Genomic DNA, 22,523 nt, shown 5'->3' on the forward strand with positions numbered 1-22,523 from the left:
GACCGTACCGTCGGACGGTGCTCCGTCAGATCGCGTGGGCGGCGCGGAGGAGCTCGGCCCGGACCTGGTCCTCCGGCAGGTCCGTCGTGTGCACCACGCCCCACTGCAGCGCTCCCAGCACGGCCCCGCCGCGACCGCCGGCACCCCGGCCACCGCTCCCACCACCGGCACTCTCGCCACCGGAACCCTGACCACCGGAACCCTGACCACGGGCACCCCCGTCCCCCCGTGCGCCCTCGGCGCGGCCACGGGGGCCGCGGGACTCGCCGCCGGAGGCGGTCGTCTCGTCCTCCAGCCGGAGCGTGAGGGAGATGCGCTTGCGCGGGATGTCCACGTCCAGCACCTTGACCCGGACGATGTCGCCCGGCTTGACCACGTCGCGCGGGTCCTTGACGAACGTGCGGGACAGGGCCGAGACGTGGGCCAGGCCGTCCTGGTGGACGCCCACGTCGACGAACGCGCCGAACGCCGCCACGTTGGTGACCACGCCTTCCAGGATCATCCCCGGCTGGAGGTCGGAGATCTTCTCGACGCCCTCCTTGAACGTGGCGGTCTTGAAGGCCGGTCGGGGGTCACGGCCGGGCTTCTCCAGCTCGCGCAGGATGTCGGTGACCGTCGGCAGGCCGAACGTGTCGTCGGTGAACTCCTGCGGCTTGATGGAGCGCAGCGCCGCGGTGTTGCCGATCAGCGTCTTGAGGTCGGTCTGGACCGAGCCGAGGATGCGCCGCACCACGGGGTACGCCTCGGGGTGGACGCTGGAGGCGTCGAGCGGGTCGTCCCCGCCGGGGATCCGCAGGAAGCCCGCGCACTGCTCGAACGCCTTGGGCCCGAGCCGGGCGACGTCCTTCAGCGCCGTACGGGAGCGGAACGGGCCGTTGGCGTCGCGGTGGCGCACGATGCTCTCGGCCAGCGTGGACCCGATGCCGGACACGCGGGTGAGCAGCGGCGCGGAGGCGGTGTTGACGTCGACGCCCACGGCGTTGACGCAGTCCTCGACCACCGCGTCGAGCGAGCGGGACAGCTTGGTCTCGGCCAGGTCGTGCTGGTACTGGCCGACGCCGATCGACTTCGGGTCGATCTTGACCAGCTCGGCCAGCGGGTCCTGGAGGCGGCGGGCGATCGAGACGGCGCCGCGCAGCGAGACGTCGAGGTCGGGCAGCTCCTGCGAGGCGTAGGCGGAGGCCGAGTAGACCGACGCGCCGGCCTCCGACACCACGATCTTGGTGACCGACGGCATGTGCTTGACCAGCTCGCCGGCCAGCTTGTCGGTCTCGCGGGAGGCCGTGCCGTTGCCGATGGCGATCAGCTCGACGCCGTGCCGCTGCACCAGCGCGCCGAGCACCGCGAGCGACTGGTCCCACTGCCGCTTGGGCTCGTGCGGGTAGATGGTGGCGGTCTCGACGACCTTGCCGGTGGCGTCGACCACGGCCACCTTGACGCCGGTGCGCAGGCCCGGGTCGAGGCCCATCGTGGTGCGCGTGCCGGCCGGGGCGGCGAGCAGCAGGTCGCGCAGGTTGGCGGCGAACACCCGGACCGCCTCGTCCTCGGCGGCCTGCCAGAGCCGCATCCGCAGGTCCAGGCCGAGGTGGACGAGGATGCGGGTGCGCCAGGCCCAGCGGACGGTCTCGTTCAGCCAGCGGTCGGCGGGCCGGCCCTGGTCGGAGACGCCGAAGCGGGTGGCGATGCGGCCCTCGTAGTCGGGGCTGTCGTCGGGCTCCAGCGTGACGCTGAGCACCTCCTCCTTCTCGCCCCGGAACATCGCCAGGATGCGGTGCGAGGGCAGCTTGGTGAGCGGCTCGCCGAACTCGAAGTAGTCGGAGAACTTGGCCCCGGCCTCCTCCTTGCCCTCGCGGACCTTGGACACCAGCCGGCCGCGGGTCCAGAGCTGCTCGCGCAGGGACCCGATGAGGTCGGCGTCCTCGGCGAAGCGCTCGATCAGGATGGCCCGCGCCCCCTCCAGCGCCGCACCGGCGTCGGCCACGCCCTCGGTGACGAACCCCTCGGCCTCGGCCGCCGGGTCGAGCGACGGGTCGGCGAGCAGCCGGTCGGCCAGCGGCTCCAGGCCCAGCTCGCGGGCGATCTGCGCCTTGGTGCGCCGCTTGGGCTTGTACGGGAGGTAGATGTCCTCCAGCCGGGCCTTGGTCTCGGCCGCCATGATCTGGGCGCGCAGCTCGTCGTCGAGCTTGCCCTGGGACTCGACGGACTCCAGGATGGCCGTCCGCCGCTCCTCCAGCTCGCGCAGGTAGCGCAGCCGCTCCTCCAGGGTGCGCAGCTGGGCGTCGTCGAGGGCGCCGGTGACCTCCTTGCGGTATCGGGCGATGAACGGCACCGTGGCGCCGCCGTCGAGCAGCTCGACGGCCGCGAGCACCTGCCCGTCGCGCACGCCGAGCTCAGCCGCGATCCGCTGGTGAATAGAGAGCACTTGCCTGCCTTTCGATGGTCCCGCCGGTCAATTGTGCAGGAAGGGGCCGTCCCCCGGGACCGCGCGGGCCGCCAGGGCGCGCCGGTCGTCGTCCAGCACCCTAGAGGCAGGCACCGACGATTTCCCGCGGATCAGCGGCGAGCCGAATCAAACGGGGCTCGGGTGGTAGACCTGGGGGATGCGGATCTCGGTGGCGGCCGACAGCCTGGACGGCGTGGCGGAGCGGGTGGTGGAGGAGCTGCGCGGACGCGGGCACGAGGTGATCGTCCACGGGGCGCTCGACCCGGGCGGGCGCGACGACTGGGCGTGGGCGTCGGAGGCGGCGGCGCGCGACGTCGGCGAGGGGCGGGCCGACCAGGCCGTGGTGTGCTGCTGGACCGGCACGGGCGCGTCCATCGCGGCCAACAAGGTGCCGGGCGTCCGGGCGGCGCTGTGCGCCGACGCGTACACCGCGGATGGGGCCCGCAGGTGGAACGACGCGAACGTGCTGGCCCTCAGCCTGCGCCTCACCTCGGAGGTGGTGCTCGGCGAGATCCTGGAGGCGTGGTTCGCGGGCGAGCCCAGCACGGACGACGCCGACCGCTCGAACGTCTCCCACCTCGACGAAATCTGACTTCTCCTCGCGTATAGGGCGTTTCGGACTGGCGGCAACGTGGTGCCATGTGCTTGGTTGTGACGCCTCATGAAGATTCAACTGACTGACGTCGCGGCTCTCGCCCGCGGCTGCGCCGTGCTGGGCACCGGTGGCGGGGGCGACGTGCGTACCGGGGCGCTGGCGGCGCGGCGGGCGATCCAGGAGTACGGCGACGTGCCGCTCGTCGGGCTGGCGGACTTACCCGATGACGCCCTGGTGGTGCCGCTGTCCGGCATCGGCGCGCCCACGGTCAGCCACGAGATGATCCACGGCGAGGACGAGCCCCGGCGGATCGCCCGGGAGATCGAGCGGATCTTCGGCCGGCCGCCGTCCGCGGTCATGTCGTCGGAGATCGGCGGGGCCAACGGGGTCGCGCCCGTCGCCTGGGCGGCGCAGCTCGGCCTGCCGCTGCTGGACGCCGACGGCATGGGCCGGGCGTTCCCCGAGGTGCAGATGGTCTCCATGTACGTGGCGGGGCTGCCGGCCGATCTGGTGATCATGGCGGACATCGTCGGCAACGTCGTCACGATCAGGCCGGTGGACGGCCTGTGGTCGGAGCGGCTGGCCCGCGCGGTCTGCGTGGCGGCCGGGTCGCACGCGCTCATGGCCGACTACGTGCTCACCGCCGAGGGCGCGCGGGGCGCCGTCATCGAGGGCACGGTCACGCGGGCCCTGGCCGTCGGCCGGGCCACCGGGGGGACGGGCGACCCGCTGGAGGCGCTGCGGAGCGAGCTGGGGGCGTACGAGCTGATCACCGGCAAGCTGGCGGACGTGGAGCGGCGCACCACGGGCGGGTTCGTGCGGGGCACGGCGACGGTCGAGGGCACCGGAGCCGACCGCGGCCGGTCCTTGACCCTGGAGCTGCAGAACGAGAACCTCGTCGCCACGGCCGGCGGCCGGATCATGGCCATGGTGCCCGACCTCATCACGGTGGTCGACACCGAGACGGCCGCCGCCATCCAGACCGAGTCGCTCCGGTACGGCCAGCGCGTCACGGTGCTGGCCTGGCCGTGCGACCCGCTCTGGCGCACCCCGAGGGGCCTGGAGACGGCCGGTCCCCGGGCCTTCGGCTACGACCTCGACTACACCCCGGTCGAAGACCTGGCGAAGGACCCGGCGGAGGAGCCGGTGAAGGAGGAGCCGGTGAAGGAGGGGCCGCGTGGTTGACGGAGCTCGGGGAGCCCTGCGCGTCGGGATCGACGTGGGCGGGACGAACACCGACGCGGTGGTGCTCGACGCCGCCGACCGGGTGATCGCCAAGGCCAAGCGGCCGACCACGCCCGACGTGACGAGCGGCCTGCGGGCGGCGCTCGGCGCGGTCCTGGCCGAGCTGGACCAGCACGCGGAGGGCCGCGTGACCCGCGTCATGCTGGGGACCACGCACGCCACGAACGCCATCCTGGAGCGCCGCGGTCTCGGCCGGGTGGCGGTGGTGCGGCTGGGCGCGCCCGCCACGACGTCCGTGCCGCCGCTGTCCGACTGGCCCGCCGCCCTGCGCGCCGCCGTCTCCGCCGGTGAGGCCGTGCTGCCCGGCGGTCACTACGTGGACGGCCGCGAGATCGGCCCGCTCGACCGCGACGCGATCCGCCGGTTCCTCGACGGGCTGCGGAAGGGCGGGGCCAGGGTGGACGCGGTGGCGGTGACGGGCGTGTTCAGCCCGGCCACGGCCGACCACGAGCGGGCGGTCGCGGAGCTGGTGGCGGCCGAGTACGGGCTGCCCGTGTCGGTCAGCCACGAGATCGGCTCGCTGGGCCTGCTGGAGCGCGAGAACGCGACCGTGCTCAACGCCGCCCTGTACGGCGTGGCCGGGCACGTCACGGGCGCGCTGGCCGGGGCCCTGGCCGAGCACGGGCTGACCGCCACGCCGTACCTGGCGCAGAACGACGGCACGCTGATGACCACCGAGCACGCGGCGCGGCTGCCGGTGTCGACCATCGGCTCCGGCCCGGCCAACTCGCTGCGCGGCGCCGCGTTCCTGTCGGGCGTGGCCGAGGCGGTCGTGGCCGACGTGGGCGGCACCTCCACGGACCTCGGCGTGCTGACCGGCGGGTTCCCGAGGGAGTCGGCGGCGGCCGTGGAGATCGGCGGGGTGCTCACCAACTTCCGCATGCCGGACATCCTGGCCATCGCGCTGGGCGGCGGGACCGTGGTCCGGGGCGAGGAGGTCGGGCCCGACTCGGTGGGATACCGCATCACCGAGGAGGCGCTGGTCTTCGGCGGCTCCACGGTCACCATGACCGACGCGGCGGTGGCCGCCGGCCGTACCCCTCCGGGAGCCGACGACTGGCGTGCCCGGCTGGGCGACAGGGCGCGACGGGACGGCCTGGAAAGAGCCGTGGCGGTCGCCGACGCGATGGTGGCCGACGCCGTGGACCGGATGTCGCTCGGGCGGGCCGACCGGCCGCTGGTGGCGGTGGGGGGCGGCGCGTTCCTGCTGCCGCCGCGCGTCGCCGGGGTGAGCGGCGTGGTGCGGCCCCGCCACGCCGAGGTGGCCAACGCCGTGGGGGCCGCGATCGCGCTGGCGAGCGGCAGAGTGGATACGATCTTGCCTGCGGGCGAAAGCCGGTCGAAAGCGATCGAAAGGGTCAAGGAGGAGGCGGCCGCGCGAGCCGTCGCCGCGGGCGCGGACTCCTCGCGGGTCGAGATCGTGGACCTGCTGGAGGTGCCCCTGAGCTACCTCTCCGAGCCCGCCGTGCGCGTACACGTGAAAGCCGCCGGACCTCTCGCCCGGTGACGTAACCGAAAGGATCCCCCCACCATGCGCTGGCACAAGCGGCTGCTCGTCGCCGGAGTAGCCGGAGTCGTCGCCATGACCGCGTCCGCGTGCGCGGGCGGCCAGGTTCGCGGCGCCGGCGGCACTCCCGAGCCGGGCCCGAGCACGGGCGCGAGCGCCGGCCCGGGCACCGGCCGACCGGCCGGGCAGGCCAACGACGCCACGTTCGTCTACGCCCCGAACCTCGACGTGGTCACCGACTGGGACCCGGCGAGCTCGTACTCCAACGAGATCATCGCCATGTCGAACATCTACGAGGGGCTCACCCGGTACGACGCCGACGCGCGCAAGCCGGTGCCGCGCCTGGCCACGGAGTGGACGTCGGCGGCCGGCGGCAAGGAGTGGACCTTCAAGCTGCGGCAGGGCGTGAAGTTCCACACCGGCGCGCCGCTCGACGCCGAGGCGGCCAAGAAGGCCATCGAGCGCACGATGAAGATCAACTCCGGTGCGGCGTACATCTGGGGCGCGGTCAAGACGATCGACGCGGTCGACGCCTCGACGCTGAGGTTCACCCTCAAGTACGCCGCCCCGCTCGACCTCGTCGCCTCCTCCGGCTACGCCGCCTACATCTACGACACGGCCGTCGCGGACCGGCTCAAGGACGGCAAGGCCGACGCCGGCACCGGCCCGTACACCGTCGACACCTGGCAGAAGGGCAAGGAGACCGAGCTCACGCTCAAGGCGTTCGAGGGTTACTGGGGCGGCTGGAAGCCGGAGCAGTACAAGAAGGTGGCCTTCCGCGTCACCCCGGAGATCACCACGGCCTGGCAGCTCCTGCAGAAGGGCGAGGTGAGCTTCATCCCGCGGCTCAACCCGCAGCTGTTCGAGCAGGCCGGCATGACGGAGGGCGTGCAGAGCTCGCAGAAGCCGTCTTTCCAGAACCTGCTCGTGCTCTTCAACACCGCGACCGGCCCCGCCAAGGACGTCAAGGTCCGGCAGGCGCTCCAGCTCGCGATCGACTACGACGGCCTGGTCGCCGCCCTCAAGGGCGCGGGCACCAAGGCGTCGGGCCTGGTGCCGGACGGGCTGCTCGGCCACGTCGCCGGCATGGAGCCCAAGCAGGACCTGGCCCGGGCGCAGGAGCTGCTCAACGCGGCCGGCTACGGGCCCGACCTGGAGGAGCTCAAGCTGACGATGACCTACGCGCAGGGCGACGAGGACCAGAAGCTGCTGGTCACGCTGCTCAGCTCGACGCTCAAGCGGCTCAACGTCACCCTCCAGGCCAAGCCGATGGCCTGGAACGCCCAGTGGGACCTCGGCAAGAAGAAGGGCCAGGACCTGTTCGTCATGTACTGGTACCCGGACTACCCCGACGCGTACTCGTGGTTCCTCAACGTGTTCAAGAGCGCCGACCAGCCGCAGTTCAACCTGTCGTACCTGAAGAACGCGGAGATCGACAAGGCCATCGACGCGCTGCCGCAGCTCTCGGCCACGGACGCGCTCGCCGCGGACCAGGCGTACGCCGACCTCCAGAAGAAGATCATCCAGGACCAGGCCGCGGTGGCCGTGCCGTACGTGCAGACCTACCAGCGCGCGCTGTCCGCCACGGTCCAGGGCTACGCCGACAACCCGGCCTACCCGAACGTGGTCTTCTTCTACGACCTCAAGCCCGCCGGCTGACCCTGTGCCGCGCTACGTGGCCCGCCGGCTCGGCCAGGCGATCCTGGTCGTGGCCGGCGTGGTGGTGCTGACGTTCGTCGTGATGCGGCTCGTGCCGGGCGACCCGGCGGTGGCGTTCGCCGGGCCGAAGGCCACGCCGCAGCAGCTCGCCGAGGCGCGGGCGCGCTTCGGCCTCGACGACCCGCTGCCCGCGCAGCTCTGGAACTACGTCAGGGACCTGGCGACCGGCGACTGGGGGACCAGCCTGCGGACCCGCCGGCCCGTCCTGTCCGACCTGTACGTGGCGTTCCCGGCCTCGCTCGAGCTGGTCGGCGCGGCGCTGCTGACGGCCGTCCTCGTGGGCGTGCCGGCGGGCGTGCTCGCCGCCCGCCACCGGAGCCGGCTCCCCGACCTCGGGGTACGGGTGGGCGGCATGCTGTCGGTCTCGGTGCCGGTGTTCTGGCTCGCGCTGGCGCTGCAGACGGTCTTCGCCAGCAACCTGGACTGGTTCCCGGTCGCCGGCGAGTACGACTCCGCGCTCGACACCACCAGCCCGCTCACGCTCTGGACGAACATCACGGTCGTGGACGCGCTCATCACCGGCAACTGGCCCATCCTCACCAGCACTCTCGAACACCTGGTGCTGCCCGCGATCGTCGTGGCCGCCTACCCGACGGGGGTGATCGCGCAGATGACCCGGGCCGCGCTGATCGAGGAGGCCGGCCAGGACCACACGCGGCTGGAGCGGGCCCTCGGGTTCGGCGAGACGTCCATCCTGGTCCGGTTCGCCCTGCGGCCGGCGCTCAACCCGGTGCTGTCGCTCATCGCCCTGGTGTTCGCGTACGCGATCGTCAACGGGTTCCTGGTCGAGGCGGTGTTCAACTGGCCGGGGCTCGGCCGGTACGCGGTCGACGCGATCCGCAGCCTGGACACGCCCGCCATCGCCGGGGTCACGCTGCTGGTGGCGCTGGTGTACGTGCTGGCCAACCTGGTCGTGGACCTGCTGCAGGGCGTGGTGGACCCGAGGGCGAGGCTCCGGTGACCGCCGTCTCCGCCGTCGCCTCCGTCAAGGGCCGCGGCGGCGTGGACCGGCTGGCCGTCCTGGGGGCCGCGATCGTCGTGGTGATCGTGCTGTCGGCGGTGCTCGCGCCGTGGCTGGCGCCGTACCCGGAGAACACGCCCGACCCCGTGCACAGCCTCCAGCCGCCGGGCGGCGCGCACTGGTTCGGCACCGACGGCGCGGGCCGCGACGTGCTGACCCAGGTCCTGTACGGCGGACGCACCTCGCTGACCATCGTCGTCGCCGTGCTGGCCGTCTCGGCGGTGGTGGGCGTGACGCTGGGCGTCGTGGCCGGGTACGCGGGCGGCTGGGTGCGGGACGTGATCATGCGGGTCACGGACGTGTTCCTGGCCTTTCCGGCGCTGCTGCTGTCGCTGGCCCTCGCGGTGGTGCTCCAGCCGAGCGTCACCACGGTCATCGTGGCCATCGCGGCCACGTGGTGGCCCTGGTACGCGCGGCTCGCGGCCTCCGTCGCCGCCTCGATCGCCACCCGGCCGTACGTGGACGCCGCCCGGTGCCTGGGCGTGCCCGCGCCGCTCATCGTGCTCCGGCACGTCCTGCCGAACTCGCTCACCCCCGTCCTCGTCCAGGTCTCGCTCGACGCGGGCGGCGTCATCCTCACCGGCGCCGCCCTGTCCTACCTGGGGCTGGGCGCGCAGGAGCCGGTGGCCGAGTGGGGGCTGATGGTGCAGCAGAGCCAGACGTACTTCACCACCGACTGGTGGGCCGTCACCTTCCCCGGCCTGGCGATCCTGGTGACGGCCTTCGCCTTCAACCTGCTCGGGGAGGGGCTGCGGGCGGCCCTGGATCCGCGAAGGGTCGTCCGATGATCGAGGTGCGGGAGCTGCGGGTCAGGTACGGGACGCGGACGGTCGCGCACGTGCCCGAGCTGGACGTGGGCGCGGGGGAGTGCGTGGCCATCGTGGGGGAGAGCGGTTCCGGCAAGTCCACCACGCTGCTGTCGCTGCTCGGGCTGACCGAGGGCGCCGAGGTGTCCGGGCGGGTACGGGTCTGCGGCGTGGACGTACTGACGGCCCCGCCGCGCCGGCTCCGGGAGATCCGCGGCGCCCGGGTGGCGCTGGTCATGCAGTCGCCGCAGGCCGCGCTCAGCCCGGCCACCCGCCTGGGCGTCCTCATGCGGCGCGCGCTGCGGCTGCACGGCGTGGCGGCGACGGATCAGGCCATGGCGGAGGCCGTGGAGGCGGTGCTGCTGGACCCCGCGATCCTGCGCCGCTACCCGCACGAGGTCTCGGGCGGGCAGGCGCAGCGGTTCGCCATCGCGCTGGCCATCGCGCTCGGCGCGGAGGTCGTCCTGGCCGACGAGCCGACCAGTGCCCTCGACGTGACCGTGCAGGCCGAGGTGGTCGGCGTGCTGCGCCGGCTGCGCGAGGAGCGGGGGCTGGCGCTGCTGCTCGTCTCCCACGATCTGGCCCTGGTCTCCACGATCGCCGACCGGGTGCTGGTCATGAAGGACGGCGAGGTCGTGGAGAGCGGCCCGGCCGGCCGGGTGCTGTCCGCGCCGTCCCACCCGTACACGCGCGAGCTGCTGGAGGCGCTGCCATGACCGTGCTGAGGGCGGAGGCCGTGACCCTCGGGTACGGCCGCACGGCCGTCGTCCACGAGGTCAGCCTGGACGTCACCGAGGGCGGGGTGGGGCTGATCGGGGAGAGCGGGTCGGGCAAGACCACACTGGCGCGCGCGTTCCTGGGTCTCCTGACCCCCATGTCCGGCCACATCTGGTACGGCGCCCAGAACCTGAAAAAAGCGGATATGAGGCGCTTTCGGAGGGACGTCCAGCCGGTCTTCCAGGCCGAGGCCCTCGACCCCCGCATGCGCGTCGGCGCCTCGGTCGCCGAGGCGCTGCCCCGCAAGGAGCGGGACCGCGTCCCCGCCCTGCTGGAGAAGGTGGGGCTGCCCGCCGACGTGGCCGAGCGCAGGCCGCACCAGCTCTCCGGCGGCCAGCGCCAGCGCGTGGTCATCGCCCGCGCGCTCGCCGTCTCGCCCCGCCTGCTCATCCTCGACGAGCCCACCAGCGCCCTCGACGTGACCGTGCAGGCCAGGATCCTCGACCTGCTCGCCGGGCTGGGCACCGAGCGGCTGCTCATCACCCACAACCTGGCCGTGGTGGGCCGGCTCTGCCGTACCGCGCACGTGCTGTTCGCCGGGAGAGTCGTCGAGTCGGGGCCCACGGCCGAGCTGCTGGAGCGCCCGGCCCACCCGTACACGCTGGCCCTGCGCGACGCCGTGCCCAGGCTGGGCGGCGAGCCGCCCACGGCGCGCGGGCGCACCGAGGCGAGGCCGGCCGCGACCGGGTGCCCGTTCCGGCTGCGCTGCCCCCTGGCCGTGCCCGCCTGTGAGCGGGCGCCGGAGCTCCGGGACGTGGGGGAGGGCCGCCGGGCGGCCTGCCACCGTGCCGAGGAGCTGCTCGTCTGATGGGGCGGGGCCGCCTACTTGGCGGCCGTGTGGTTGACCAGGCGCTCGCTCACGTCCTCCGAGAGCCGGGAGATCAGCCGCGCCAGCTCGGCGCGGTCGTCCTCCGGCCAGTCGGCGAGCGCGATGGAGAACCAGTCCATCGTGACCTGGCGGCAGCTCTCCGCGGCCTTGGCCCCGGTGGGGGTGAGCGCGATGCGCCAGGCGCGCCCGTCCTCGGGGTCGCGCACCCGCTCCAGCAGCTCGCGCTTCTCCAGCGCGGACACGTGCCGGGTCACGTGCGGGCTCTCCACCTGGAGCCCTTCGGCGATGGCCCCGATCCGGCGCGGCTCACCCGCGTCGAGCAGGTAGACGAGGATCTGCACGTCCGGCCTGTCCAGCCGGACGCCGGCGGCCTCGGTCAGCCGCTCGTGCGTCTTGGCGCGGTTGAGCGTGGTCACGAGCCGCCGGAACGACGCCACGGTCGTCAGCAGATCTGCGTCCTTCGACATTTACTTACCTAACTTACGTATGTATGCTCGCTCCTTGGTTACTTACCCAAGTTATCCAAAGGAGCCCTCATGGCGACAGTCGTCGCACCCCCGTCCCACGAGAAGGCCACACGCAACCCGTGGCCCGCCGTGGTCGCGCTGGCCTTCGCGGCGTCCATCGCGGCCCTGCAGAACACCGCCGTCGTCCCGCTGCTGCCCGTGCTCCAGCGCGAGCTGCACGCCTCATTGACGGCCGTGAGCTGGACCTTGACGATCAGTCTGCTGGTGAGCGCGGTGGCCACCCCGCTGCTATCCAGATTCGGCGACATGTACGGCCGGCGGCCGATGATCCTCGGCGCGATCGGCCTGCTGGTGGCCGGATCGATCCTGGGAGCGCTGGCCACCTCGTTGACCTGGCTGATCGTGGCCAGGATCCTGCAGGGGTTCGTGACCGCGCTGGTGCCGCTGTCGATCGGGGTGGTCCGCGAGACGTTGCCGAGGAGACAGCTGGCCACCGGCATCGGCGTCCTGAGCGCCACCATGGGCTTCGGCAGCGGCGGCGGCATGATCCTGGCCGGGCTTGTGGCCGGCGACTACCACGTGCTGTTCTGGGTGACCGGGGCGATCGCCGTGGTCGCCGGCGCCCTGGTGGCGATCCTGGTGCGGGACACCGCGCCCGCCGGCGGGGGACGCCCCGACCTGCTCGGCGCCGCGCTGCTGACCGTGTGGCTCGTCGCGCTGCTGCTCGGCATCAGCGAGGGCGGCTCGTGGGGCTGGACCTCGCCCGGCGTGCTGGGCCTGTTCGCCGTCGCGCTGGTGACCGTGGTGACCTGGGTGGTCGTCGAGCGGCGCGTGCGCGAGCCGCTGGTGGACATGGCGATGCTGACCCAGCGCACCACGGTCGGCGCGACGGTCGCCTCCATGCTCCTCGGGTTCGCCTTCTTCACCTGCATGACCGGCATCTCGGGGTTCACCCAGGCCCCCGGCGTCGGCTTCGGCGCCTCGACCCTCCAGGTCGGCCTCTACCTGCTGCCCAGCACCGTCATCATGCTGGTGATCTCGCTGTTCGCCGGCCGGTTCATGCGCCGCTTCTCCGCGTCCTCGATGGTCGCGGCCGGCTCGGCGGCCGTCGGCCTGGCGGGCCTGTGGCTGGTCGTCAGGCACGGCGCGCCCGTGGACGTCTACGTGGCCACCTCGCTGCTCGGCGTGGGCCTCGGCGTCGGCTACGCCGCGCTCGGCACGATGGCCGTGGAGCACGTGGAGCCGGCCAGGACGGCCGCCGCGGCGGGCGTGAACGCGCTGGTGCGGATCGTCGGCGGGAGCACGGCCGGCGCGGTCATCGCCGCGATCCTGGCCGCGCTGCCCGGCGAGCACGGCTACCAGTGGGTGTTCGCGACGGCCGCCGCGGGGAGCCTGGTGGCGGCGCTCTTCGCGGCCGTGTTCGGGCTGCTGAACCGCCGGGCTCTCCTGGTCACAGCGCCCGCAGGCCGTTGATCACCTCCAGCAGCACGCTGGCGTCCGGCGCGGGCGGCGGGTGCTCGACCTGCACGAGCTGCTGCGCGTGCAGGTCGCCCACCAGCACGCGGACCACACCGATGGGCAGGCCCAGCTCCGCCGCCACGTCCACGAGGCGGGTGGGCGTCGTGCACTTCTGCATGATGATCAGATGCTCCGGGCCGAGCCCGACGGGCGGAGCCAGGCCACCGGCCGTGATGATCACCGCGATGAGGTCGATGGCCTCGCTCGCGGGCACCGTACGGCCCTTGGTCAGCAGGTAGGCCGGGACGATCGGGCCAGCGTCCTCGTCCAGCCAGCGCTCGTCAGTCACTCTGCACCACCCGGATCGAACGAGCGCCTTCCCTGGCGGGCTCCGAGGCGGGTTCCTTCTCCGTGGCGCTCTCCTCCGGCTCGGCCGGCGGGTCGCTCACGTGTTCTGCCGGGATCAGCACGATGGCGGTGGTCCCTCCATATGGTGAACCGCGCAACGTCACGCGGATGTCATGCCTGGCGGCCAGGCGGGAAACGACGAAGAGGCCGAGCTGGTCACTGTCGGCCAGGTCGAACTCGGGCGGGCTGGCCAGCCTCGCGTTGAGCTCGGCCATGTCCTCCGGGCTCATGCCGAGACCGCGGTCCTCCACCTCCAGGGCGAAGCCGCGGGCCGCCACCTCACCGCGTACCTGGACCGGCGTGTGCGGCGGCGAGTAGACGGTGGCGTTCTCGATGAGCTCGGCGATCAGGTGGATCACGTCACCGACGACCGGCCCCGCCAGGCGCTGGCCCGGCATCGGCTCGACGATGACCCGCTGGTAGTCCTCGACCTCCGCCGCGGCGCCGCGCACGACGTCGATCAGCGGCACGGGCTTGCTCCACCCGCGGCCCGGCGTCGCGCCGGACAGGATGATCAGGCCCTCCGCGTGGCGGCGCATGCGGGTGGTCAGGTGGTCGAGGCGGAACAGGTCGTCCAGGGCCTCCGGCTCGGTGGCCCGGTGCTGCATGTCCGCCAGCTGGATGCGCTGGCGGTGCAGCAGGGTCTGGCTGCGGCGGGCCAGGTTGCGGAAGACGTGGCCGACGCCGTCGCGAAGCTGCGCCTGGCCCACTGCGGCCTCCACGGCCGTCTGCTGGACCGTGGAGAACGCCTCGCCGACGTCCCCGATCTCGGTCGTGGTGCTGGTGACCGAGAGCGCGGGCACCTCGACCGTCTCGCCCCGGCGCAGCTTCTCCACGACCTGCGGCAGCCGCTCCCGCGAGACCTCCAGCGCGGCCTGCCGCAGCGCGGCCAGCTCCCGCGACAGCCGGTTGCCCATCCGCAGGGAGAACCCGATCGACACGATCACCAGCACGAAGCAGGTGCCGGCCAGCAGGAACGCCCGCTGCAGCACCGAGTCGGCGACCGGCTCGGCCCGCTCGGACAGCAGGCTGCTGGCCTGCAACTGGGCGTCCTGGAAGGACTTGTTGAGCGTCTCGGTGGTGCTCAGCCAGCCCGCCGGCGCGTCGCCCGCGATGATCTGGTCCTCCATGATGCGCATCCGCTGGTACGCCGGAGAGGTGATCAGCGAGACCTGCGTCTCGCGCAGGCCCGCGTCCAGCTCCCCGAGCGCCTGGTCCAGCAGGAAGCGGCGGTTGCCGACGATCTGGGTGAACAGCCGCCGCTCGGCGGTCGTGGTCGGACCGGCGGCCAGGGCCTGCTCCCTGGTCAGCAGCTCGCGGGCGTAGCCGACGTCCACGATGACCCGGGACTGCTCGTAGATCGGGATGTCGTCGACGAAGGCGACGTTGCGGTGCAGGCCGAACAGGGCGTCGGTGATCCCGTTGTACGTCTCCACCACGTGCAGCCGGGCGGCCAGGCCGGCGTCGATCTCGCCCCGGATCGGCTCCAGCCGGCCGAGCTGCGCGAGGACCGCCTCGACCTGGGCGTGGATCCGGTCAGAGGTGTTCATGGGCGCGCTGGAGAGCTGCTTGAACCGCTCCTTGGCCGCGTCGGTGCGCGAGCGCTGCGCGACCACGTCCGACTCGGTGGAGTTGGTCTTGAGGCGTAGCAGCCGCGCCGAGGCCAGGCGCTCCCGCTGGAGCTCGGTGGTGAGCTGGTAGGCCGGGAGGCGCAGATTGGTCCAGAGCGTCTTGTACTGCCGCAGCTCCAGGCTCTCGGTGGCGGTCACAGCGGTGATGACTCCCCACAGCACCACCATCGAGGCGAGCGGAACCAGCAGCAGGCCGATGATCTTCAGGCGGATCGTGCGTCTGCGACCCATGGCACCTCTTCCGGTCGGTCCCCTGCTGGTGAACCCCGGACGGGACAACGCATGAGAATAGCAATTCGATCTCTCGAAGTCCTAATTTTTCGGGACTTTTGGACAGTCTATGATGATCTTGCAGTAGGTTTCGCCGTAGACCGGGTCACAGAGGGAGATGCGTTGCGCCGTCGTCTCGCAGCGGCCACCGCCCTGCTGCTGTCCATCGCGGCGTGCTCGATCCCCGCCGAGGTGGCCGTCCGGCAGACACCGCGTGGGGACTCCGCCTTCGTGCACGTGCAGAACCTCGACGTGATCACCGAGTGGGACCCCGCCAGCTCGTACTCCAACGAGATCATCGCCTTCCAGAACGTGTACGAGACCCTCACGATGTGGAACCCGGTGACCGCCAAGGCCGCCCCCCGCCTCGCCACCTCCTGGGTCTCGTCCGTGGACGGCCGCACGTGGACGTTCAAGCTGCGCCCCGGCGTGACCTTCCACACCGGCAGGCCCGTCGACGCCCAGGCCGTCAAGGCGTCGATCGACCGGACCATGAAGCTCGGCCAGGGCGCCTCCTACATCTGGGACGCCGTCGAGGCCATCAGGGCCGACGACGCGCTGACCGTCACCTTCAGCCTCAAGTACCCCGTGCCGCTCGACCTCGTCGCCTCCTCCGGCTACGCCGCCTACGTCTACGACACCAAGGCCGCGACCGACCTGCGCGCCTGGCTGCGCGACGGCAAGGACGCCGGCTCCGGCCCGTACACCGTGAAGACCTGGCGCAAGGGCAAGGAGGAGGAGCTCACGCTCACCGCGTACGACGGCTACTGGGGAGGCTGGACGGGCCCGCACTACCGCACGGTCAAGTACCGCGTCGTGCCCGACCCCGACCACGCCTGGCGGATGCTGCTGCGTGGCGAGGCCAGCTTCGTCGAGCGGCTCGACCCCCGCCTGTACGCCCGCGCCAGGACCACCCCGGGCGTGCGCACCTCGCGCAGCCCGTCGTTCCAGACGATGATGATGCTCTTCAACACCGCCGGGGGGCCGATGGCCGACGTGCGCGTACGGCGCGCCGTGCAGAAGGCCGTCGACTACCGGGGCATCATCAGGGCGCTCAAGGGCGCCGGCTCACCCTTGAGCGGCATCGTCCCCAAGGGGCTGCCCGGGCACGTCCCCGGCCGCGAGCCCCGCCAGGACCTGCCGGCCGCGACCGAGCTGCTGCGGCAGGCCGGCTACGGCCCCGGCGGCCGGCCGCTGCGGCTCTCGCTCACCTACGCCGAGGGCGACTCCGACGAGAAGCTGCTCGCCACCCGGCTCGCGGACACGCTCAAGCCGCTCAACGTGACGGTCGACGCCAAGGCCATGCAGTGGAACGCCCAGTGGGACCTCGGCAAGAAACGCGGCCAGGACATCCTGGTCATGTACTGGTGGCCCGACTACGCCGACGGCTACTCCTGGTTCGGCAACGTCTTCCACGGCGAGAACCCCACCGTGTTCAACCTCACCTACCTCGACGACTCGCAGACCGACGCGCTGCTCGACACGCTGCCGCGGCTCACCGTCACCAACCGGGCGGGCGCCCAGCGCGCCTTCCGGCAGGCCACCGCCCGCATCCTCGACCGGCACGCCGCCGCCGCGCTGCCGTGGGTCGTCACCTACCAGCGCGCCTACCTCGGCGGCATCCAGGGCTACGACGACAACCCCGCCTACCCGGATGTGGCCTTCGTCCACGACCTGCGGCCCTCCGGCTGACGGCTCAGGTCTCTTCGACCGGCTCGCCCTTTTCGATGCGCTCGCGCAGTCGTCGCCTGATCTCCTCCGGGGTGTAGGCGCGGCGCCGCCGCTCCGCCCGCGTGATCGCCACCCCCGTGGCCGCGACCCCCGCGACCCCGGCCAGCCCGAGTATCTTCCACCAGCGCATGTGCCTAGGCTAGCGATGTGCTGACTCTCGACGAGGCCGTCGACCTCACCAGGACAGGCGATCTGTGGGTCTTCCGCGGCCGGTCGGTGCCCGACCGCGCCATCCAGACCATGACCAACAGTCCCGTCAACCACGTCGGCATGGCGATCGTCGTGGAGGACATGCCGCCGATGATGTGGCACGCCGAGCTCGGCAGGTCCCTGCCCGACCTGTGGTCGGGAACCCACCAGCGCGGGGTGCAGCTCCACGACCTGCGCGCCGCCGTCACGGTCTGGGCCGACCGGTACGGCCAGCGCCCCTGGCTGCGGCAGCTCGAACCCGAGGCGACACCCGAGATGGAGGACGCGGCGCTGCGCACGGTGGCCCGGCTCGACGGCACGCCGTTCCCCAGCACCGCCCGGCTCGCCGGCCGCTGGGCCCGCGGCCGGCTGCCGCGCCTGCCGCGCCTGCTGCGGGATCGGGTCCGGGGGGAGCGGGCACTGGAGAGCGCGTACTGCGCCGAGGTCGTGGCCGTGACGTACCAGGAGATGGGGCTGCTGCCCGCCGGACGGCGGCCGAACTGGTACGACCCGGGCAGGTTCTGGAGCGGCGACGACCTCGGCCTGCTGGGCGGCCACCGGCTGGGCAAGGAGATCACGGTCGGCGTCGAGCGCTCCGACCAGTCGAATACCCGGTAAATGGCGGCGAACTAAATAACTTCCCAACGCTCATTATCTGAGTATTGTGGGGCCCACATGTGCGGGGGCATTTCTTCTTGAACGCTGAGAGGGACCGCTGCGTGGACACTTCCGACGGCCGGGTCGTCATCTTATTGATCATCATCGCGCTGGCCCTGTTCGTGGCGGGCCGGCGCTTCCAGTCGATCGTCTCCGCACGTCAGGCATGGCGCGACTCGATGAGAGCCGTCCCCGTCAAAAGACAGTCGAGCGGCGGCACGCTGAAAGTGGTGATCGGAATCGCGTTGATCATCACGGTGGTCTTCTGGTTCCTCACGAACGCGAGCCGCCTGATCTAGCCGCCGGTGCCGTATTTAAGCACTTTCGACTGATCTGCCCGATCCGTTCAGTCGGAGCAGGGCTCCTCCGGATCGGAGGGAGGCTTTTCCTGATCCAGATCGGAGGGCGATCGCCGAAACCGCCACGAGGGTGAGGGCCGAGGCGGCCACGCCGACGGAGCGGGCGAGCCGGACAGCCCGGCGCACGTCCCCCACCGCGGGCTTGCGGCCGTCGCCCATCGTGGGACGGTGCTCGGTCCTGCCGCCGTAGACGTTCGCCCCGCCGAGCGTGACGCCGAGCGCCCCGGCGAAGGCCGCCTCGCAGCGTCCCGCGTTCGGACTCGGATGCCGATGGCCGTCCCGCAGCAGGACCGCCAACGCCCGGCCCGGCGCCGGAGCGGCGAGCACGGTGAGCAGTCCCGTGATCCTGGCCGGCACGTAGTTGGCCACGTCGTCGAGCCGCGCCGCCGCCCACCCGAACCGCTCGTACCGCGGGGAGCGATGCCCCACCATCGCGTCCAGCGTGTTGACCACCCGGTACGCCAGCAGCCCCGGAACCCCGGCGACGGCCCCCCAGAAGAGCGGGGCCACGACGGCGTCGGAGGTGTTCTCGGCCAGCGACTCCACCGTGGCGCGGGCCAGCTCGGGCGCCTCCAGCTCCGACGGGTCGCGCCCGCACAGGTGCGGCAGCCGCTCGCGGGCCCTCTGCAAATCGCCGTCCTCCAGCGCGTCGGCCATGAGCTCTCCCTCACGCGCCAGCGTGGTGCCGCCGAGCACGGCCCAGGTGGCGGCGGCCGTCAGAACGGCCCGCGCCGCCGGATGCGACACCCGCTCGGCCGCGACCCCGAGCGCGACGGCGCCGCCGACGCAGACGGCGACGTGGGCGACGCCGTTCACGCGCGCGTCGCCGTACAGGCGGCGCTCCAACGCGGCGGCGGCCCGCCCGAACAACGCGACGGGATGCCCGGCACGCGGGTCACCGACCAGAGCGTCGACGACAACCCCGGCGGCGACCCCGCCCACCCGAGCCCACCCGCTCGCCCGCGTGTTCGCCCGTCCCCGGCCCGAGCCCGCACGACCGACCCCACCCATAACCCCGCCCTCTCACACATGTGAACCCATCACTGTCCCACTGCCCGGACCCGGCGCGTAGTGGGGCAGCACCGGACACCCCGACGCACCCAGGGGCAGCCACCCGGAACCCGGAACCACCGGACACCGGTCGGCCGTGAACCAGCAGACGGAGACCGGAGACTAGACCAGATGACTGCGCAGCTGATCCTCGTGGGCGTCCAGCCAGGCCGCCGCCCGGCGGATGCGCTCGCCGGCCCCTCCGGCCCACATGCGCGCCCATCCGCCGCCGGTCGCGGCCCGTGCGCGCATCACCTCGTACGACCGGTGGAACCGCAGCCGGGCCAGGTCCAGCAGCCGCCGCCGCTCGCGGGCCGGCAGGCCGTACGCGTCGCAGAACAGCCGCAACCGCCCACCCACGTCCAGCCCGTGCAGCAGCGGGGGAGTGTCCACCGGATCGGCGATCGGCGCCCAGTGGCGGAGCGTGGTGACGACGTCGAACAGCCGTGTCGTGGGCCGCGCCAGCTCGAAGTCGATGAAGGCCCGCGGGCACCCGTCGCGGAAGACCACGTTGTCGGGCGTCACGTCACAGTGCCCGACGATCTCGGGGGCGGCGTCGTCGTTCGACCCGGCCTGCCACCCGCGCGTGCCCAACGGGAACCCGGCGGTCGCGTCGTGCAGCTCCCGTAAGAGCCCGGCCACCCCGACCAGAGCCTCATCGGTGGCGGTCACGGCGTTCAACCCGGTCGTCCCCGGGACGTAGGTGAGGATCTCCCGCCCCAGCCCGTCCATCCCCACGACCCGCGGCGCTCCCGCGAACCCTACGGCCTCAAGATGGCGCAGGAGAGAGTGGACGGCGGGGGTGAACGATCCGGCGGGCCTGCGCACGGTGTCCCCGACGCGCACCACCCCGTCGGTCACGTCCCCGCCCTGCAAGGGGATCTCGTGCAGGAGCGTCGCGACCATGCCACGACAGCTTAGACCCATTTGTACGCCCCACGCCTGCCATTTCGGTCGGCAACATCCCCCAGGGCCGCCAGGTTGGGTGGACGAACACGGGGAAAACGTGTGCATGACAGGTCCCAGGATCATGCACAATAAGGCAGGAGCGCCCTTAGCTCAGCTGGATAGAGCACCGGACTTCTAATCCGACGGTCGCAGGTTCGAATCCTGCAGGGCGCGCTTACCAGACCAGCTCAAACACCGTCTGAGCTGGTCTTTTGCATGATCGGCGTTGTGGGGCGGCAGGCAGCGGGAGGCCGCCGTGAGCAGCCCTGTGCCAGTGGTCGCGGAACATACGCGGAATGCGCGCAGGAGCGTTTCCCCAGGTCGGCGCGGCGGTTTCGGGCCCCGGAACGGCGAAAGGACCCCGAGGTGTCCCGGGGTCCTGTTGGGCGTGGTGGGTCACGCCGTGAGTGCTTCCAAGATGCGCCGGTTGGCGACGTCTCGTTGGCCGTCGATGCACTTGGCGTAGACGCGGAGCATCACGTCCACGCCGTGCCCTGCCCGTTCGGCCGCTTCCGGAGCGTGCACGCCCGCGTTGAGCCAGAGCGAGACGGCCGCGTGCCGAAGGTCGTATGACCTGCCCGCCAGCGGAGAGGCGACCTGATCGGGCGTGAAGGCATACGTGCGAGCCTCCTGCCAGACCTTCGCGTACGCCGATCCCGAGATCACGCCGCCTGTGCGAGTGCGGAAAAGCAGGTCCGGGCCGAGAGCGACGCCATCCTCATCGGCGCGACGACGATGCGCCGCGACAACCCCCGCCTCCTGGTCAACTCCGAGGCCCGCCGAGCCGAGCGTGCCGCCCAGGGCCTTCCCCCGTACCCGCTCAAGGTCACTATCACCAACAGCGGCGACCTCGACCCCGACTTGAAGTTCTGGCACCACGGCGGAGAGAAGGTTGTCTACTGTCCCGACTCCGCCGCCGCAAAGCTCCGCGAAGCCCTCGGCGACCTGGCCGGCGTGGTCAGCCTCGGTCCCGCCGTGGACCTCGGTCGCATGCTTGACGATCTCAGCCAGCACGGCATCCGCCGGCTCATGGTGGAGGGCGGCGGCACCATCCACACCCAGTTCCTCACCCAAGGGCTGGCTGACGAGATCCACCTCGCCATCGCTCCTATCTTCGTCGGCGACGGCAACCCGCCCCGCTTCGTCAATCCCGGCGACTTCCCCGGCGGCGTCGGCCACCGCATGGCACTTGCCGAAGTACGGGCCGTGGACGACGTCGTGCTCCTGCGCTATCTGCCGAAAGAATCCTCGGGTAGTAAGACCTCATGACCGGCCCCAGCGCCTGCACCGAACAAGACCGCCGATGGCTGCTCACCGCGATCGACCTCTCCCACCAGTGCCCGCCATCACAGACGGCCTTCTCGGTCGGCGCGGTCATCGTCGACGAGCACGGCAACGAGATCAGCCGCGGCTACTCGCGTGAGACGGACGCACACGTCCACGCGGAGGAGTCGGCTCTGTCCAAGGTTGCCGCCGACGATCCACGCCTCAAGACAGCCACCCTCTACAGCTCCCTGGAGCCCTGCACTCAACGCCGGTCCCGTCCGAGAACCTGCACCCAGCTCATCCTTGACGCCGGCATCCCTCGCGTAGTGACCGCCTGGAAGGAACCGCCAACCTTCGTCATCGACGCCAACGGCACCGAGGCCCTGACCGCCGCCGGAGTCACGGTCATCACCTTGCCAGAACTCGCCGATGCCGCGCGTGCCGCCAATACGCATCTGCTCGGGGACCAGGGCTCATAGTGCCCGAGGGACTTGCCGAATTGTTCTCATAGGTGATCAAGCGGCGGCGCGGCGCGCCGCCGTACCCCCGGCCCTCCGCCCGCCCGCCGTCCGGGCGTGCGGCCCGGGGGCCGGTCCCGGACGGCGGCGGGACACCGGGCCGGGCACCGCACCCCAGCACCGCCGTACCAACCGAACGCCCGGACCGGGTTCGTTCCTCACCCTGGCTCACCGAGCAGCGTGGTTGATCTCTTGGAGGGCACGATGAGCGGCATGCCGAAGAATCCGCCTGAGTCGATGAAGCATCACTTGCGTCAGCGCCTGAACGACCACGCTCGTTCGCGCTGGCAGCTGTCCGGGATCGACGTGCGTTTCCGCGGCGGATTCGCTTATGTCGAAGCGCGCCTGCACGGCGGTGCCTACGCGCGGCTGTGCCGCCTGCGCTTCCAAGGCCTCCCGCACATCTGGGCCTTCGCAATCTACCTTCCTTGCGAGGGCATCTACCAGGACAGCCTCCTGCCCAGCGGCTACCCTTCAGGCTCACCCGAGGAAGTCCTCGACTGTGCGTGCGCCCTCCATTTTGCTGACCCCGACGCTCACACCACACCCCCACCGCCCTCAACCAACTAAGGCGGTGCAGCGATAGGCAGGAAGGCCCGATCCACAGGGCTCAGTTTCTCACGGGGCGT

The 22,523-nt window shown here is 72.0% G+C and carries 23 protein-coding genes and 1 tRNA gene; 16 read left to right on the forward strand and 8 right to left on the reverse strand.

The genetic code is table 11. The annotated features are described in order from the left end of the window. Positions 1-25: 25 nt before the first annotated feature. Complete coding sequence (locus MTP10_RS33465) at positions 26-2,422, reverse strand: Tex family protein (RefSeq protein ID WP_310714609.1); 2,397 nt, start codon at positions 2,420-2,422, stop codon at positions 26-28. Between the two features lie 178 nt (positions 2,423-2,600). On the opposite strand from MTP10_RS33465, the gene MTP10_RS33470 reads away from it, so the two are divergent. From MTP10_RS33470 to MTP10_RS33505, 8 genes are all read left to right on the forward strand, one after another. Next, on the forward strand, positions 2,601-3,035 hold the full coding sequence (locus MTP10_RS33470; protein WP_310714610.1) for an RpiB/LacA/LacB family sugar-phosphate isomerase: 435 nt from the start codon (positions 2,601-2,603) through the stop codon (positions 3,033-3,035). A gap of 69 nt (positions 3,036-3,104) precedes the next feature. Further along, complete coding sequence (locus MTP10_RS33475) at positions 3,105-4,223, forward strand: DUF917 domain-containing protein (protein ID WP_310714612.1); 1,119 nt, start codon at positions 3,105-3,107, stop codon at positions 4,221-4,223. Next, positions 4,216-5,790, forward strand: a complete 1,575-nt coding sequence (locus MTP10_RS33480) for a hydantoinase/oxoprolinase family protein (RefSeq protein ID WP_310714614.1) — start codon at positions 4,216-4,218, stop codon at positions 5,788-5,790. The genes MTP10_RS33475 and MTP10_RS33480 overlap by 8 nt, the downstream gene beginning before the upstream one ends. Positions 5,791-5,814: 24 nt before the next feature. Further along, complete coding sequence (locus tag MTP10_RS33485) at positions 5,815-7,449, forward strand: ABC transporter substrate-binding protein (protein ID WP_310714616.1); 1,635 nt, start codon at positions 5,815-5,817, stop codon at positions 7,447-7,449. Positions 7,450-7,453: 4 nt separating this feature from the next. Continuing rightward, complete coding sequence (locus tag MTP10_RS33490) at positions 7,454-8,470, forward strand: ABC transporter permease (protein ID WP_310714618.1); 1,017 nt, start codon at positions 7,454-7,456, stop codon at positions 8,468-8,470. Then, entirely contained in the window at positions 8,467-9,318 is an 852-nt protein-coding gene (locus tag MTP10_RS33495; protein WP_310714620.1) for an ABC transporter permease, read from the forward strand. The genes MTP10_RS33490 and MTP10_RS33495 overlap by 4 nt, the downstream gene beginning before the upstream one ends. Next, positions 9,315-10,052, forward strand: a complete 738-nt coding sequence (locus tag MTP10_RS33500) for an ABC transporter ATP-binding protein (protein ID WP_310714622.1) — start codon at positions 9,315-9,317, stop codon at positions 10,050-10,052. Before MTP10_RS33495 ends, MTP10_RS33500 begins: the two co-directional genes overlap by 4 nt. Continuing rightward, positions 10,049-10,921, forward strand: coding sequence for an ABC transporter ATP-binding protein (locus MTP10_RS33505; RefSeq protein ID WP_310714624.1), 873 nt, complete (start codon positions 10,049-10,051; stop codon positions 10,919-10,921). Before MTP10_RS33500 ends, MTP10_RS33505 begins: the two co-directional genes overlap by 4 nt. Before the next feature lie 14 nt (positions 10,922-10,935). Here MTP10_RS33505 and MTP10_RS33510 read toward each other — a convergent pair whose 3' ends face one another. Next, the gene (locus MTP10_RS33510) at positions 10,936-11,409 is read right to left on the reverse strand and encodes a MarR family transcriptional regulator (protein WP_310714626.1); all 474 of its coding nucleotides are present in this window, start codon (positions 11,407-11,409) and stop codon (positions 10,936-10,938) included. A 69-nt stretch (positions 11,410-11,478) separates the two neighbouring features. Here MTP10_RS33510 and MTP10_RS33515 point away from each other — a divergent pair, with 69 nt between their 5' ends. After that, entirely contained in the window at positions 11,479-12,882 is a 1,404-nt protein-coding gene (locus tag MTP10_RS33515) for an MFS transporter (RefSeq protein ID WP_310714627.1), read from the forward strand. On the opposite strand, the gene MTP10_RS33520 is transcribed toward MTP10_RS33515, so the two are convergent. Both MTP10_RS33520 and MTP10_RS33525 read right to left on the reverse strand, forming a co-directional pair. Beyond that, positions 12,860-13,216, reverse strand: coding sequence for a DUF742 domain-containing protein (locus MTP10_RS33520; protein WP_310714629.1), 357 nt, complete (start codon positions 13,214-13,216; stop codon positions 12,860-12,862). The genes MTP10_RS33515 and MTP10_RS33520 overlap by 23 nt on opposite strands. Next, a complete protein-coding gene (locus MTP10_RS33525) occupies positions 13,209-15,137 on the reverse strand; it encodes a nitrate- and nitrite sensing domain-containing protein (protein WP_310714631.1) in 1,929 nt (642 codons plus the stop codon). The genes MTP10_RS33520 and MTP10_RS33525 overlap by 8 nt, the downstream gene beginning before the upstream one ends. 162 nt (positions 15,138-15,299) lie before the next feature. Between MTP10_RS33525 and MTP10_RS33530 the strand changes: the two genes are divergently transcribed. Continuing rightward, positions 15,300-16,868 (forward strand): ABC transporter substrate-binding protein, encoded by a 1,569-nt coding sequence (locus tag MTP10_RS33530; protein ID WP_310714633.1) that lies wholly within the window; start codon positions 15,300-15,302, stop codon positions 16,866-16,868. A gap of 4 nt (positions 16,869-16,872) precedes the next feature. Here the strand turns inward: MTP10_RS33530 and MTP10_RS33535 are convergent, their stop codons facing one another. Continuing rightward, positions 16,873-17,037: a hypothetical protein gene (locus tag MTP10_RS33535; protein ID WP_310714794.1), complete on the reverse strand. Its 165-nt coding sequence runs from the start codon at positions 17,035-17,037 to the stop codon at positions 16,873-16,875. A gap of 20 nt (positions 17,038-17,057) precedes the next feature. On the opposite strand from MTP10_RS33535, the gene MTP10_RS33540 reads away from it, so the two are divergent. Both MTP10_RS33540 and MTP10_RS33545 read left to right on the forward strand, forming a co-directional pair. Beyond that, positions 17,058-17,714, forward strand: coding sequence for a hypothetical protein (locus MTP10_RS33540; protein WP_310714787.1), 657 nt, complete (start codon positions 17,058-17,060; stop codon positions 17,712-17,714). A 101-nt stretch (positions 17,715-17,815) separates the two neighbouring features. Continuing rightward, positions 17,816-18,052, forward strand: a complete 237-nt coding sequence (locus MTP10_RS33545; protein ID WP_310714636.1) for a hypothetical protein — start codon at positions 17,816-17,818, stop codon at positions 18,050-18,052. Positions 18,053-18,067: 15 nt separating this feature from the next. On the opposite strand, the gene MTP10_RS33550 is transcribed toward MTP10_RS33545, so the two are convergent. Next, on the reverse strand, positions 18,068-19,123 hold the full coding sequence (locus tag MTP10_RS33550) for a cobalamin biosynthesis protein (RefSeq protein WP_397334560.1): 1,056 nt from the start codon (positions 19,121-19,123) through the stop codon (positions 18,068-18,070). 162 nt (positions 19,124-19,285) lie between these two features. Then, positions 19,286-20,068, reverse strand: coding sequence for a phosphotransferase (locus tag MTP10_RS33555; protein ID WP_310714641.1), 783 nt, complete (start codon positions 20,066-20,068; stop codon positions 19,286-19,288). Between the two features lie 142 nt (positions 20,069-20,210). Here MTP10_RS33555 and MTP10_RS33560 point away from each other — a divergent pair. Then, positions 20,211-20,284 (forward strand) — tRNA-Arg (locus MTP10_RS33560). A gap of 222 nt (positions 20,285-20,506) precedes the next feature. Here MTP10_RS33560 and MTP10_RS33565 read toward each other — a convergent pair. Beyond that, complete coding sequence (locus MTP10_RS33565) at positions 20,507-20,776, reverse strand: hypothetical protein (protein WP_310714643.1); 270 nt, start codon at positions 20,774-20,776, stop codon at positions 20,507-20,509. 69 nt (positions 20,777-20,845) lie between these two features. Between MTP10_RS33565 and MTP10_RS33570 the strand changes: the two genes are divergently transcribed. From MTP10_RS33570 to MTP10_RS33580, 3 genes are all read left to right on the forward strand, one after another. Continuing rightward, entirely contained in the window at positions 20,846-21,379 is a 534-nt protein-coding gene (locus MTP10_RS33570; protein WP_310714645.1) for a dihydrofolate reductase family protein, read from the forward strand. Then, a complete protein-coding gene (locus tag MTP10_RS33575) occupies positions 21,376-21,855 on the forward strand; it encodes a deaminase (protein WP_310714647.1) in 480 nt (159 codons plus the stop codon). The genes MTP10_RS33570 and MTP10_RS33575 overlap by 4 nt, the downstream gene beginning before the upstream one ends. Positions 21,856-22,098: 243 nt before the next feature. Further along, the gene (locus MTP10_RS33580; protein ID WP_310714648.1) at positions 22,099-22,464 is read left to right on the forward strand and encodes a hypothetical protein; all 366 of its coding nucleotides are present in this window, start codon (positions 22,099-22,101) and stop codon (positions 22,462-22,464) included. Positions 22,465-22,523: the final 59 nt, after the last annotated feature.

The organism is Nonomuraea sp. 3-1Str (assembly GCF_031570565.1).
Taxonomy (GTDB): Bacteria; Actinomycetota; Actinomycetes; order Streptosporangiales; family Streptosporangiaceae; genus Nonomuraea.